Below are 13,394 nucleotides of genomic sequence, written 5' to 3'. Positions count from 1 at the left end.
AGGTGGGCTTCACCGATGACGAGTGGCGGCGCCGAAGCTGCTGCTCCCCGCAAGCAACGCTCGTGCATGACGTTGCGGACACCGCCTACGACGGCTCCGGCCGGTCAGGCACGGCAGCGCAGCATCTCCAGCGGTGGGCTCGCGAGGAGGTCCGCCCAGAAGTCCTCACCGAACTCGCGGATGCCGGCTTCGGACACCTGTAGCGGGACCCACTCCACCTCACCGAACCCGGCGGCCCGCAGACACTCCTCGTACACCTCGCGGCGCGGGACCGCGCTGACGATGCTGATCGGCTGCGGGTCGAGGAGCGCCGTGACCCGTGCCAGCGGTCCCGTCCCGGATTCCTCCTCGGTCGGCTCGCAACGGAAGCCGTACTTGTCCAGGGACGGACAGTCGAACCGGTAGTCGGGCTTCTGGGCGAGTACGAAGAACTCGCCGCCTGGCAGCAGGTTTTGGTGGATGTTGCGGCACATCCGCTCCATCGCTGCGATGCTCTCCGCGTAGTTGAGGCACTGCACGCCCACTGCGATGTCGAAGCGCCGGTCGAGGAGCTCCAGTTCGGCCACATCTCCGACCTCGTAGCGCACACCCAGCGGGTCACGCTGTTCGATCTCCCGCGCGGCGGCGATCATCTCGCCGGAGATGTCGACACCGAAGACATCCGCGGCGGCGCGCCGTTTTAACTCCCGGCTGTAGAAGCCAGTGCCGCACGCGACGTCGAGTACCGACTTGCCGCTCACGTCCCCGAGCATGCCCAGAAAGCTCGGCACCTCCCCGTAACGCATCAGTGGCAGGGACTTGAAGCCCTCGAATGCTTCGCCGATCGCGTCGTACTGCTGCACGCTCATGTGCTGCCCTTCCTGCGTGTTGTTCCGCGTACGGCCACGGCGGCCCTCCGGGTTGAGAGGCCCGCCGGGTCGCTGTCGTCGTGACAGGAAGTCTCCTCGCACTCCGTCCAGGATCCGTACTGGCGAATTGACCAAAGAAGCCGGGCGGTGACGCTCCTATCAGCCAATGACCGCTCTCATTGCGATCGAGGCATTCGCTCGGCGGACCCAGCCGTTCGGCCCGCCGCCTCGGCGAAGTCGCCGGCGCTTCCTCGCTCAGGCGCGAGGGAAATTCGCTAAGCCCACCTGATAAGGTAGGCTTAGTATATGAACGACGATCTGGATCCCAGTGGAGTCGCCACAGCCCTGCTGGCGAGTCTCGGCGTGCTGCTGCGACGCGTGCGCCAGGTGCCCACCGGCGGTGGATTGACGATGCCCGAGCGGACCGCCCTGTCACGTCTGGAGCGCTCGGGCCCCACCACTTCCTCGGCGCTGGCGCGAGAGGTGCAGATCACCGCACAGGCCATGGGGGCGACGCTCGGTGCGCTGCGGGACCGCGGCCTGGTCGAACGCCGTCCGGACCCGAACGACGGCAGGCGCGTGGTGCTGACGGTGACCGATGCCGGTCTGCAGGCGCTGAAGAACAAGCGCAACGCACGGGCCGAGCTCCTTGCCCAGGCGCTGACCAGCGGAACGTTCACCCCTGCGGAGCTGAAGCAGCTCGCAACGGCCGCGGCGCTGCTGGAGCGGCTGGCACAGAACATCTGATGCCGACGGAACCATGAGGAAGCAAGCGGATGACGGATCCTCCCCGGAAGAGCGCACCCGACGGCCCGGTCGCCGACGACCGGTACAAGTGGACGGCGTTGACGAATACGACTGCCGCGGTCTTCATGTCCGCGCTGGACGGCTCCATCGTGCTGATCGCCCTGCCGGCGATCTTCCGGGGCGTGCACCTGGACCCACTCGCTCCGGGCAACATCGCCTATCTGCTGTGGATGATCATGGGATACCGGCTGGTGCAGGCCGTCCTGGTGGTCACGGTGGGGCGTCTGGGCGACATGTACGGCCGGGTCCGGATCTACAACTCCGGGTTCGCGGTCTTCACCTTCGCCTCGATCCTCCTCTCCTTCGACCCCTTCGACGGCAGCCGGGGAGCGATGTGGCTGATCGCCTGGCGGGTGGTGCAGGCCGTCGGCGGATCGATGCTGACCGCGAACTCGGCCGCGATCCTGACTGACGCCTTCCCCAAGGAGCAGCGTGGCTTCGCGCTGGGCATCAATCAGGTCGCGGGCCTGGGCGGGATGTTCATCGGCCTGGTCGCCGGGGGACTGCTGTCGGCCTGGGACTGGCGGGCGGTGTTCTGGGTGAATGTGCCCATCGGTGTGTTCTTCACGCTGTGGGCCTACCGCACCCTGCGCGAGACGGGAAAGCGTGAAGGCGGCCGGATCGACTGGTGGGGCAATGTCACCTTCGCGGTGGGGCTGAGCGCCGTCCTGATCGCGGTCACCTTCGGCCTGCAGCCCTACGGCGGACACACCATGGGCTGGACCAACCCGCTGGTCGACGGGCTGATCGCCGGCGGACTCGTGCTCCTGGCAGCCTTCGTCGTCATCGAGAACCGTGTCTCCGCGCCGATGATCCAGCTGAGTCTCTTCCGCCTGCGGGCCTTCACCTTCGGCAACCTGGCGGGCCTGGCCATCTCTATCGGCCGCGGCGGGATGCAGTTCGTGCTGATCATCTGGCTGCAGGGCATCTGGCTGCCGCTGCACGGCTACGACTACAGCGACACACCACTGTGGGCCGGTATCTTCATGCTGCCGCTGACCGCAGGATTCCTCGCCGCAGGGCCCGTCTCCGGGTACCTGTCCGACCGGCTCGGTTCGCGGGGGCTGGCCACCGGGGGCGCGCTGCTGTTCGGCGCGAGCTTCCTGGGCCTGATGCTCCTGCCGATAGACTTCAGTTACTGGATCTTCGCCGTGCTGATCGCGCTCAACGGGATCGCCAGCGGCATGTTCGCCTCACCCAACTCCTCCTCGATCATGGGCAGCGTGCCCGCGCGGTTGCGCGGTGTCGCCTCCGGCATGCGCGCCACCTTCCAGAACTCCGGCACCGCCGTCTCCATCGGTGTGTTCTTCTCGCTCATGATCGCCGGGCTGGCCGGCAGTCTCCCGCACACCCTCACCAGCGGACTGCAACAGCAGGGGGTACCGGCCCACGTCGCCGCTCACGTCGGCAGCCTGCCCCCGGTGTCGTCCCTGTTCGCCGCCCAACTCGGCGTCAATCCGATCCAGCATCTGCTCCAGCCCAGCGGCGTCCTGACCCATCTGACGGCAGCGCAGCAACAGGCGCTGACCGGACGGGAGTTCTTCCCGGCCCTGATCTCCGGGCCCTTCCACTCCGGCCTGGTCATCGTGTTCGCCTTCGGCGCCACCCTCGCCCTCCTCGCCGCGATCGCCTCCCTCCTGCGTGGCGCGAGCCCCTCCGCCAAGGCCCCTGGACCGCAGGAGGCAGAGGCCCTCGCGCGACCGGACAGGCACCACACCAGCGGATGAGGGCGTCTCACAGCCCGGCCCCGGCAATGAGCCGACAGACACAGGAGAGAGCAGACACCATGACACTGACAACCATCGACCCCACCTCCGCGCTGGTCGTGATCGACTTGCAGAAGGGCATAGTCTCCGCGCACACCGGCCCAACGGTCACCGCCGCGGTCAGCCAGGCGACCCGCCTGGCCACCGCATTCCGGCGGCATGGCCTCCCTGTGATCCTGGTCAACGTCACGGGACGCGCCCAGGGGCGCACCGAGGCCGGGTCGGCCGGCGGAATGACCACGCTGCCGCCCGGCTGGGCCGACCTCATCGACGAACTCGACGTCCAGCCGACCGACCACCTGGTCACCAAGCGGCGCCGCAGCGCATTCCATGACACCGGCCTCGACACTCTCCTGCGGGACCTGGGCGCCACTCAGATCGTGCTCGCCGGTATTGCGACCAGCTCGGGCGTCGAGTCGACGGCCCGCTCGGCGTCCGACTTCGGCTATCACGTCGTTCTGGCCACCGACGCCATGAGCGACCCCGACGCCGATGCCCACCGGCACAGCGTCGAGCGGATCTTCCCCAAGCTCGGCGAGACCGCCTCGACCGCCGAGGTCATCGACATGGTGGTGGCAACGCGATGAGCCTCCTCGGCCGACTTCTGAAGAACCGCCGAGCAGGCGACACCCACACGGCGTGGAACATGCCCAACCTGCAAGGCCCCGAGGCGCTGGCTCTCACCAGCCAGGACTTCGGGCACGGCGATGTCATGCCACTGGTGCACGGCGCGAAGCCCGTCGGCGGCGAGGAACTCTCCCCCCAGCTGGCGTGGACCGCGCCACCGCCCGGCACTGCCCAACTCCTCCTGGTCGTCGAGGACATCGATGTCCCCATCGCCAAGCCCGCCGTTCACTGCGTCGCCCTGATCGACCCGGCGCTGGGGCATCTCGACCCGGGCGCTCTCGACGCGCGGCAGCCCTCCGCCGGGGTACAGGTACTCCGTGCCAGCCTCGGACGGGGCTATCGCGGCCCCGCGCCCATCAAAGGCCATGGGCCACACCGCTACATCTTCCAGATGTTCGCCCTCTCGGCCCCGGTCGACGGTGCCCCCGGCGCCACGCGAGTGGACCGGACGCGGCCCCGCGCTCTTCTGGCCACTATCACCGCACCCGTCCTCGGCCGAGGACGGATGACCGGCGTCTTCGAACGCTGACCCCAGGCCCCGAGGTGCAGCGTGCCCGGGGCTGCCCGGTCTCCGGGGCCGACCGGAGACCGAGCAGCCCCGGGCACAAGCAATGACGGGGGCAGGGCCAGTTTCTTAGCGTTGCATGACGGGCGCCCGCCCCTTGGCCTCGCAGCGCCGGACCGGACCCGCAGATGGGCATGGTGTCTGCTTCTCGTCGGGCTGATGCAGCAGACAGATGCTCGTCGCTTCCGCGGTCGGTACCTTCCGCGGTCGGTACTCGGATACGGCGGTGCAGCCATGGCCGGTGCGGTGTTGAACGTACTCAACCAACAGGCGTCGCGAGGGGGTTGCTCGGCGGATCGCCGTGGTGGAGCCCTATGCGAGGAGTATCTCCGGTGTGGCGGCTGCCGCGTCGATGTTCAGGGCAGCGGCCACTCCGGCGCTCTCCGTGGGGTGTTTGGTCAACTGTCCGGTCAACTGGTTGGTCAGTATGCGGAGTTGACGTTGTCCATGGAGCCGTATTTGTCGGCGGCGTAGTTGGCTGCGGCGACGATGTTTGCGACGGGGTCGGTGAGGCTGTTTTTGGTGCCCTTGACGTGGTAGGTGTCGAAGGTGGGCTGGATGACCTGGAGGAGTCCCTTGGAGGGGATGCCGTTCTGGGCGTTGACGTCCCAGTTGTTCTGGGCGTGGGGGTTGCCGCTGGATTCGCGCATGATGTTGCGGTGGAGGCCTTCGTAGCTTCCGGGGATGTGCTTGGCCTTCATGATGGCCAGTGATTCCTTGATCCAGCCGTCGAGGTTGTTGCTGTATTTGGTGTTCTTGACGATGGCGGCGACGGTGTCGACGTGCTTCGTCTTGGCTGCCTTGGTCTTGGCTGCCTTGGTCTTGGTGGTGTGCTGGGCGGTCTTTTCCGCGTGGTGGGCCTGCTTGGCGATCTGCGCGGTGGTGATGGCGGCGGCCGAGGCGGGTGTGCTGGTCGCGGGCTCTGCGGCGTGGGCCGTGTGGGGGGCCAGGGAGAGCGCGACGGCGGCTGCGCCGGCGGCGGCGATGCCGGTGACGGTGGTCTTGCGGAAGTTCAGGGTGTGGCGGGTGGTGGCAGTCATGGGTGTGTACCTCTCCGGTGGGGGACGTTCGTGGGGAGGCCGACTGGGGGGTCGGTGACACGGTTACGGCGTGGTGGGCCGTGGTGTGTGTCGTGGGGCCGGTGTCTGGGTGGCGGGCGTGGTGCGGTGCCCGGTCCGGCGTGCGGCTCCCCGGTATGTCCCACACCTTGCGAGAGGGTCCGGGTCGTTGGCAATCATGTGACCTACGACGATATTTAGTTAGAAAACGGACAGGGGTGGATGGAGGCCTGGGAGAGAGGGGCGGGCGCTGTCGTGGGTCTACTAGGCGGGGTCCTGTGTGACGTGGCCCCTATGCCCGGGCTCACACATCAACGGCCCCAGCGCCCCCGATCGGACACTCTCTGTCACGGTCCGTATGCGACTCGAAGCAGGGATTGCCGGTTCCGCACCCCTGCGGCGCGGTCACTGGTGGGTCGGTCGGCGGGGGTCTCGGGCCGGAGGGCGGGAGGCCCCCGTTCGATGAGGCCCTGGCCTGCTGCCGTGGGGGGTTGACGCGTAAGAGGGGGCAGGCTCGGGTCGACAGGCGCACTGCTCCGTTCGGCTGCACACTGAGGAACAGGACAAGGTGGTCCCTACTACCTCCGTGAGGGCTCCATGGTGTTCATAGCTGTATGTCTTCCTGGGCTCATGATGCTGCTGATGCTCGGGATGGACGCCTTCGAGAACTTCATCTCCCGACCGTCCCCGTCGCCGGTGGAACCCGGCAGCGATCTCCCGGCCCAACAGCAGCAGCAGCTGGACTGACAAGGAACCACGATGGCCGCAGGAATCCCTGCGGCCATCGTGGTTCCTTGTCAGTCCAGCGATTCCTGCCGCGCCCTCGCCGGCTGACCTGCGACGGCTGTATCCGGTCACCTGAACGGCGGCAACCGGCGCGGCACCCGTATGGCTCAGTCGGCCTCCCTCGGGTGTTCACTCCGGAGGGATGAGGGCTGCGGGGTAGTAGCGGCCGGCGATGCGGTGGCTGATGTGGAAGGCGGACGACCGGCGCATCCCGGACCTGCGGGCGGGTTGGTGCCGGGCCGGTCGGCTACGGCCTGGAGGGGGTGGTGTGGGGGTGTGGCTGCTCTCCAGGCTGTATGCGATGCCGCCGGATGTTGCTCTTCGTTCTGGCATTCCCTTCCAATTCATTGCAACGGAAAAGGGGTCGTTGTTGCATTTGAATCAGAGCCCTTACAGTGAAGATCCGCCCTTGAACTAAATAGATGCCTTTCGGGCAAACATATTGCCTGGAGCGTGAATGCAACGTAGCGTTTCTCGCATCAGAAACAACGGGCCGAAAGGGCGCCCGGTGTCAGTCATCGGCTCCGTGGCTGCGGGTGGTGATGTGGATGTACTGGACGTCGAGTTGGTTGGCGATGTTGTCCAAAGCATCGGCGAGGGAGCGGACGGTCACGGGTTCAAGGCTGACGTCCGGGCCGGCTTCCGTGGAGAGTACGGGCACCCCGCTGCGGGTGCTGGCCTGCCAGGTGCGGGCGATGGACCGCAAGAGCTCCGTGACATGTTGCGCGGGGACGGTCAGTCGTCCGTCGGCCTCGACGCTGACCTCGGGCGCCGCGAGCTGCGGATCGTGTCCTTCGTCCTCGGGATTCATCGTGCCCATTTCGGTTGGTCCGGTGCGTCGCGTATCCATGAGAGCCCACGCTCAGGCGTACGGCTTGGTCGCACTGTAAACGGCCGCGCCTTCACCCGCGCTCGGTCCGCAGCCGGTGTGACTGAGCGCTTCAGTCGGCCGGTGAGTATTCGATCCGGCCGGCCGGCTGAGCGATCACGGTCAGGGCACGTCACTTCGCACGAGCGCCTTGACGGCTGGTTCGCCACTGCGCCGGGCGTAGGCCATCCGTTCACGCACCTCTCGTGGAGTCCGGGGCCGGTACCCGGGCCCACCGCAGCAGCTCTTGTGAAAGCCCACGCCGGCGTTCAGTAGTACGGCGAGGGTCCGCCACCCTGCGAGGTCCCGACGCCGGGGCGCGGCGAAAGCCGACCCTGCATGAAGCATCGGCTCCGCACAGCGCGGACAGATCCGCTGCCTCGTACGGTCGTAGGGCTGCTTGTACGAGACCCGGCATGCGAGGCAGGCGTACGAGGTCTTCCCATGGGTCATGCGCCCACCTTAGGGATCGCCTCACAAGCGGACCAGGCAGTATTTCTTGCTTCAGGGTGCGTGCGGGGCCGAACCGTCCTGCTCGACTGCCTGACTCAAACGCTCAGTCACAGCTCCGGCCGGGTCCACAGGATGTCGGCCACTTCCTGCGAGGGCTGAGTCTGGAGGTCGTGCAACATGTTCAGGGTGGCCGGAGGGCGTTGTTGGAGCAGGGTGCCGGCCTGGCTCAGCAGGTCGGCCATCGCGTCGCGGCTGTGCATCAGCCGCTGTCACGCTATGCCGCGCTGTGGGACGAAAGCCGCCGGGTGATCCGGTCGAACAGCTCCGTCAACGGCTCGCCGATGTCCCGGCCGAACTCGGTCAGCCCGTAGGTGACCTGAGGTGGTGTCGTCGGCTCGACCTCCCGCCAGATCAGGCCGTCCTGAACCAGTGCGCGCAGAGTCTGGGCGAGCATCTTCTCGCTGATGCCCTGGATGCTCTCGCGCAGCTCGTAGAACCGGAGGTTGTTGCTGCGCAAGGCGATCAGTACCCAGATGCCCCACCTGCTGGTCACATGGTCGACCACATCGCGCGCGAGGCAGTCGGTGTGAAACACGTCATACCGCTTCCCCGTCTCGGCCTGTCCAGCCTGCGAGCCTTCCGTCATGTCATGAACTTACCTCAAGGTATGTCCTTACCAAAAGTTAGCCCACGCTCCTAACGTGACGGCCACGGTGGACATCCGACAAGGAGCTGATCATGATCGTGGTAACCGGGGCTACCGGAAATATCGGCCGGCCGTTGACGCAGGCACTGGCCGAGGCCGGCCGGCAGGTGACAGCGGTGTCACGGCACACGGCGGCGGTGCCCAGCGGCGCCCGCCACATGGTGGCCGACCTGGCCGAACCGGCCGGTCTCAAGCAGGCGCTGGCCGGGGCGAGGGCGCTGTTCCTGCTGCTCTCCGGCGACCTGCACGCCGCCGGGGCCAACCCTGCCGACATCATCGGCGAAGCGGCGGCCGCCGGGGTCCGCCGGGTGGTCCTGCTCTCCACGCAGGGCGTGGCGACCAGACCCTCCGGGCACACGCGGATCGCGATGCGCGCACTGGAGGACACGCTGCGGAACTCCGGCCTGGAGTGGGCCGTCCTGCGGCCGGGTGGCTTCGCCTCCAACGCCCTGTGGTGGGCGGATTCCGTCCGCACCCAACGGGCCGTCGCCGCACCCTTCGGTGATGTCGGGGTGCCGGTCATCGACCCGGCGGACATTGCCGCGGTCGCGGCAGCCTGCCTGCTGGACGACCGGCACGCAGGCGGCGTCTACGAGCTGACCGGGCCGGAGGTGATCAGTCCCCGCGGGCAGGCGGAGGCCATCGCCGCCGCGCTGGGCTCGCCGGTGAAATTCCACGAGCTCACCCGGGACGAGGCCAAGACCGCCATGACCCGGAGCATGCCGGCGGAACTCGCCGACGACACTCTGGACATCCTCGGTTCCCCGAGCCCCGCGGAGCTGCGCGTCAGCCCGGACGTCCAGCGGGTCCTCGGCCGCGCCCCGCGCTCCTTCGCCGACTGGGCCGCCCGCAATGCCGCCGCGTTCCGCTGAGACCGGTCAGCGCCGCGGGAACTAACTGCTCTCGTGCCCGGCGACCGACTGCTGAGCGGTCCACTGCTTGACCGTCGAGGAGCCTGACCCCGAGCTGACGCCGGCGCGGCCCCCTGCCGGGTTGGAACGGACGCCGCCGCCGCAGTGAATCGCCGTGCGGCCGATCCGTCGGCCGTGGGACCGTGGGGGCGTTGCCCGGATCCGGTGCCGCGCCCGGTCACGGTTCGCCCCGGTGGGGTCAGGACTCAAGCCGGCCGTCCCGGCGTATGGGGCCCGCCCGGCCTGCCACGACTGCCGGATTATTGTTTCCGGTACTAACGGGAAGAGGGTGAGATGGCCAAGGACGCGGGCGGCAGCGGGCGGCGGGAGCGGAGTCCGCGAGGTCAGGGGGAACAGCTGCGCCGGGAGATCCTGGACGCGGTGGCGCGGCTGCTGGACGAATGGGGCGGCGCGGAAAAGCTGACCATGCGGGCGGTGGCGCGGGAGGCAGGCGTCGCCGCGCCCAGCATCTATTTGCACTTCTCGGACAAGGCCGACTTGGTGTGGGCGGCCCTGGAGGACAAGTACGCGGATCTGGCGGCCCGGATGCGCGCCGCGGACGCACGGACCGCAGCGGCGGAGCTCTCCGCAAGGGAGCGCTTGGAGGCCCAGGCCCGCGAGTACTGCCGGTTCGCGCGCGAACTCCCGGGACACTACCGCCTGATGTACGAGACCCGGCAGCCACAGGTGACCGTGAGCCGGCTGCACCGGCACCCCTCCCGCCATATCAGCCAGTCGCTGCGGGAGGGGTTCGCGCGCTGTCGCGCGGCCGGCCATCCTGTGTCGCTGCCGGACGAGCAGGCGGCCCAGACGCTCTGGGCGGGCCTGCACGGGTCGATCGCCCTGCATCACGCGCTGATGGCGGACGAGGGTTCAGGGGCCCTGACCGATGAGCTGGCGGCAGGGCTGGTCGATTCCCTGGTCCCGCAGGCGGTGGAGGGCGCTCCCTGCCCTCCGGCGACCGACACGGAAGCGGCACGAATGATCCGCTCGATCCTCACGGGTGGCGGCCCCGAGGAGTAGCGCTCCCTGCCGCTCCCTGCAACAGGGCTTCTGGTCAGGTCTGTTGGCCGGGTGTCAGCAGTAAGGGAAAACACGCCCCCCGGATTGCACCGCCGATCCGGGGGGTTTAACGTACGTGACTGAACTTAGTTAGGTGACAGGGGAACGTAACTGCTCCGGTGCTCCCGACTGCACGCTGCCCACCCCCCCACGGGGCGTGACGGAGGTATTCCTGTGAACATCCACATCGATTTCGACAAGTGCTGCGGCGCCGGTCAGTGCGTCCTGGCCGCGCCCGACGTCTTCGACCAGCGCGACGACGACGGTGTCGTGGTCCTTCTCGACGCCGACCCGTCCGCAGACCGGCTCGATGCGGTACGCGAGGCCGCAGCCGTCTGCCCGGCCGCGGCCATCGAGGTGGTGGTGTGAGTGACCCCACCGGGCCGGTTGTGGTGGTCGGTGCCTCGGCGGCCGGCCTCGCCGCCGCCGAGGGGCTGCGCCGGGGCGGCTATACCGGCCCGCTCATCCTCGTCGGCGACGAGACTCATCTCCCCTACGACCGCCCCCCGCTCTCCAAGCAGCTCCTCTCCGGGCAGTGGCAGGCCGACCGTCTGGCGCTGCGGACGCCCGAAGCCCTCGACGCACTCGGTCTGGACCTGCGGCTGGGCAGTGCGGCAGTCGCCCTGGACATCCACCGTCGCGAGGTGACTCTGGCCGACGGTGGCCGGATCGGCTACCGGCATCTGGTGGTGGCCACCGGGGCGCGCGCCAGGCACCTCCCGGGCGTGGACGGACTCAGCGGCGTGCACACCCTGCGCACGCTGGAGGACGCCCTCGCCCTGCGCGCCGCGCTGCGGCCCGGAACCCGGCTGGCGATCGTCGGCTCGGGCTTCGTGGGCGCCGAAGCGGCCTCCGTGGCCAGGGGACTGGGCTGCGAGGTGACCATGATCACCGACGCCGCGGCACCGCTCGCCGACAGCCTCGGCGCGGAACTCGGCGCGATGCTGGCGCAGGCGCACCGTGAGAACGGGGTACGGATCGAGCCCGGCGTCCTGGTGCGGGGTGTCCTCCACGACGACGCAGGACGTGCGACCGGCATCCGGCTGGCCGACGGAAGGACCGTGGCGGCGGACGTCGTCCTGGTCGGCATCGGCGCCCGCCCAGGCATCGACTGGCTGAAGGGCAGCGGCGTGCCGGTCGGCAACGGCGTGCTCTGCGACGCCACCTTGCAGGCCGGTGACGGTGTGTGGGCCGCTGGGGACGTGGCCTGCTGGACCCACCCGGTCACCGGCGAGCCCACCCGTGTCGAACACCGCACCCATGCCTCCGAAGCGGGGCTCGCGGTGGCCCGGAACATCCTCGCGGGACCCGGCGGTGCGATGCCGTTCGCGCCGGTGCCCTACGTCTGGTCCGATCAGTACGACCTCAAGATCCAGATCTACGGTGCGACGCGTGACGCCGAAAGCGTCCGGATCGTGGAAGGTTCGACGGCATCGCGCAAGCTGGTCGCCCTGTACGGCAGGAACGGCCGGGTCTGCGGTGTGGCCGGAGTCAACATGAGCCGTGCGGTGAGGAGTTGGCGGAATGCAGTGGTGACCGGTGAACCGCTCGACACGGCAGGCATCGCGCCGGCCGCAACAACAGCGACGGGAAGTACGTCATGACGGCGCAGACGGCCGGTCGGGCCGGAGTGATAGGCCTCGGCATGATCGGCGGCGGGGTCGCCGTCAGTCTCGCCCGCAGCGGCCGCGTCCCGGCGGTCTACGACGTACGCCCCGATGCGGCAGATCCGCTGCCCGGCGTTCCGGACGTCCTGGCCTCACCGGCCGAGGTGGCCGCGACCAGCGACGTGGTGATGGTCGCCGTCGTCGACGCCGACCAGGCCCGACGGGCGATCACCGGCGAGGACGGCCTGCTCACCACCGCCCGCCCCGGCTCCACCGTCGTCCTCCTCTCGACGGTCGCCCTTCCGGTGGTGCGGGAGTTGGCGGCTGCCTGTGCCGGGCACCGCGTGGGTTTTCTCGACTGCGGTGTCACCCCCGGCGACAAGGCCGCAGATCACGGCATGGTGGCCATCGTGGGAGGGGACACCGAGGTGGTCGAAGCCGCTCGTCCGGTCCTGGAGGACTGGTCGAAGAAGGTCGTTCACTGCGGCCCGTCCGGCGCGGGCATGGCCACCAAGATCGCCCGGAACGCGGTCACGTACGGCACCTGGCGCACTGTCCACGAAGCGGCCGCACTCGCCTCGGCGGCGGGCGTCGCCCCCGCCCGGCTGGCCGAGGTGATCGAGACGGCCGATCCGCTGGGGCGCACCCTGCTGCAACTCCTCGGGATGCGCGGTGAGGACGGGAAGCTGCCCGAGGCCGTCGTCCGGCAGATCACGCCGCTGATGACCAAGGATCTCGACGCCGCGCTGGACCTCGCCGAGACCCTGGGGGTTCCCGTTCCGGCCGTCGCAGTCACCCGCGAGCGGGCCGCTGACACCCTGGAACTTCCCTCTGCCGTACCGGATGCGGCGCCGGAGGCACCTGACCACGACCCGGATACGGCTTACCGGCGAGGCCTGGCACTGATGGACCAGGTCTACGGGCCGGGGTTCAGCGATGCCATGCCGGACGCCCCGACCGGGGAGCCCTTCACCGACGCCACCGTCGGCCATCTGTTCGGCGAGGTGTGGTCCCGTGCTGCCCTGTCGGTGCGCGATCGACGCCTGCTGGTGCTCGGCGCCACCGCCGCTCTGGGACGCGGCGACCTGATCCGGATCCAGACGGAGGGCGCACTCATCAACGGCGAGCTCGATGCCCGGCAACTGCGCGAAGCCACGCTCCACTTGGCACTCTACGTCGGCTGGGGCAACGCCACAGCCGTCAGGACCGGCATAGAGGAAGCCATCGCGGCCAGAACCGACGCCCCGCCACGCGCCTGAGCCCGGGTCGACCCGGACCGTTCGGGCGTCGACCGAGCCACGACACCGGCGCACCCCGCGCCTGCCCCCAG

15 protein-coding genes are annotated in these 13,394 nt (G+C 69.0%); 9 read left to right on the top strand and 6 right to left on the bottom strand.

From position 1 onward, the window contains the following. Window positions 1–104 precede the first annotated feature (104 nt). Window positions 105–848: a class I SAM-dependent methyltransferase gene (locus tag OG917_RS01765; RefSeq protein WP_328315699.1), complete on the bottom strand. Its 744-nt coding sequence runs from the start codon at window positions 846–848 to the stop codon at window positions 105–107. 306 nt (window positions 849–1,154) lie between these two features. Here OG917_RS01765 and OG917_RS01760 point away from each other — a divergent pair, with 306 nt between their 5' ends. Genes OG917_RS01760 through OG917_RS01745 form a run of 4 tightly spaced genes read left to right on the top strand, consistent with a single transcriptional unit; the run spans window position 1,155 to window position 4,577 of the window. Further along, entirely contained in the window at window positions 1,155–1,595 is a 441-nt protein-coding gene (locus tag OG917_RS01760; protein WP_328315698.1) for a MarR family winged helix-turn-helix transcriptional regulator, read from the top strand. A 29-nt stretch (window positions 1,596–1,624) separates the two neighbouring features. After that, window positions 1,625–3,382 (top strand): MFS transporter, encoded by a 1,758-nt coding sequence (locus OG917_RS01755; protein ID WP_328315697.1) that lies wholly within the window; start codon window positions 1,625–1,627, stop codon window positions 3,380–3,382. 59 nt (window positions 3,383–3,441) lie between these two features. Further along, window positions 3,442–4,008 carry an isochorismatase family protein gene (locus tag OG917_RS01750; RefSeq protein ID WP_328315696.1) on the top strand — a complete coding sequence of 189 codons (567 nt, stop codon included), beginning with the start codon at window positions 3,442–3,444 and terminating at the stop codon, window positions 4,006–4,008. Between the two features lie 59 nt (window positions 4,009–4,067). After that, window positions 4,068–4,577, top strand: coding sequence for a YbhB/YbcL family Raf kinase inhibitor-like protein (locus tag OG917_RS01745; RefSeq protein ID WP_328315695.1), 510 nt, complete (start codon window positions 4,068–4,070; stop codon window positions 4,575–4,577). Window positions 4,578–5,035: 458 nt separating this feature from the next. On the opposite strand, the gene OG917_RS01740 is transcribed toward OG917_RS01745, so the two are convergent. The 5 genes from OG917_RS01740 to OG917_RS01720 form a co-directional block, all read right to left on the bottom strand. Next, the gene (locus OG917_RS01740; RefSeq protein ID WP_328315662.1) at window positions 5,036–5,653 is read right to left on the bottom strand and encodes a transglycosylase SLT domain-containing protein; all 618 of its coding nucleotides are present in this window, start codon (window positions 5,651–5,653) and stop codon (window positions 5,036–5,038) included. 1,315 nt (window positions 5,654–6,968) lie between these two features. Further along, a complete protein-coding gene (locus tag OG917_RS01735) occupies window positions 6,969–7,277 on the bottom strand; it encodes a hypothetical protein (protein WP_328315694.1) in 309 nt (102 codons plus the stop codon). Window positions 7,278–7,448: 171 nt separating this feature from the next. Beyond that, window positions 7,449–7,778: a deoxyxylulose-5-phosphate synthase gene (locus OG917_RS01730; RefSeq protein ID WP_328315693.1), complete on the bottom strand. Its 330-nt coding sequence runs from the start codon at window positions 7,776–7,778 to the stop codon at window positions 7,449–7,451. A gap of 107 nt (window positions 7,779–7,885) precedes the next feature. Then, on the bottom strand, window positions 7,886–8,038 hold the full coding sequence (locus OG917_RS01725; RefSeq protein WP_328315692.1) for a hypothetical protein: 153 nt from the start codon (window positions 8,036–8,038) through the stop codon (window positions 7,886–7,888). Window positions 8,039–8,052: 14 nt separating this feature from the next. Beyond that, complete coding sequence (locus OG917_RS01720) at window positions 8,053–8,424, bottom strand: winged helix-turn-helix transcriptional regulator (RefSeq protein ID WP_328315691.1); 372 nt, start codon at window positions 8,422–8,424, stop codon at window positions 8,053–8,055. Between the two features lie 92 nt (window positions 8,425–8,516). Between OG917_RS01720 and OG917_RS01715 the strand changes: the two genes are divergently transcribed. The 5 genes from OG917_RS01715 (at window position 8,517) to OG917_RS01695 (ending at window position 13,323) form a co-directional block, all read left to right on the top strand. Beyond that, on the top strand, window positions 8,517–9,356 hold the full coding sequence (locus OG917_RS01715) for an SDR family oxidoreductase (protein WP_328315690.1): 840 nt from the start codon (window positions 8,517–8,519) through the stop codon (window positions 9,354–9,356). A gap of 333 nt (window positions 9,357–9,689) precedes the next feature. Next, window positions 9,690–10,418 (top strand): TetR/AcrR family transcriptional regulator, encoded by a 729-nt coding sequence (locus tag OG917_RS01710; protein WP_328315689.1) that lies wholly within the window; start codon window positions 9,690–9,692, stop codon window positions 10,416–10,418. Between the two features lie 213 nt (window positions 10,419–10,631). Next, window positions 10,632–10,826, top strand: a complete 195-nt coding sequence (locus OG917_RS01705; protein WP_328315688.1) for a ferredoxin — start codon at window positions 10,632–10,634, stop codon at window positions 10,824–10,826. Next, complete coding sequence (locus OG917_RS01700; RefSeq protein ID WP_328315687.1) at window positions 10,823–12,061, top strand: NAD(P)/FAD-dependent oxidoreductase; 1,239 nt, start codon at window positions 10,823–10,825, stop codon at window positions 12,059–12,061. The genes OG917_RS01705 and OG917_RS01700 overlap by 4 nt, the downstream gene beginning before the upstream one ends. Next, window positions 12,058–13,323 (top strand): NAD(P)-binding domain-containing protein, encoded by a 1,266-nt coding sequence (locus OG917_RS01695; protein ID WP_328315686.1) that lies wholly within the window; start codon window positions 12,058–12,060, stop codon window positions 13,321–13,323. The genes OG917_RS01700 and OG917_RS01695 overlap by 4 nt, the downstream gene beginning before the upstream one ends. Window positions 13,324–13,394 lie beyond the last annotated feature (71 nt).

Source organism: Streptomyces sp. NBC_00388 (assembly GCF_036061255.1).
Lineage (GTDB): Bacteria > Actinomycetota > Actinomycetes > Streptomycetales > Streptomycetaceae > Streptomyces.
This window is presented reverse-complemented; position numbering and strand designations above follow the sequence as displayed.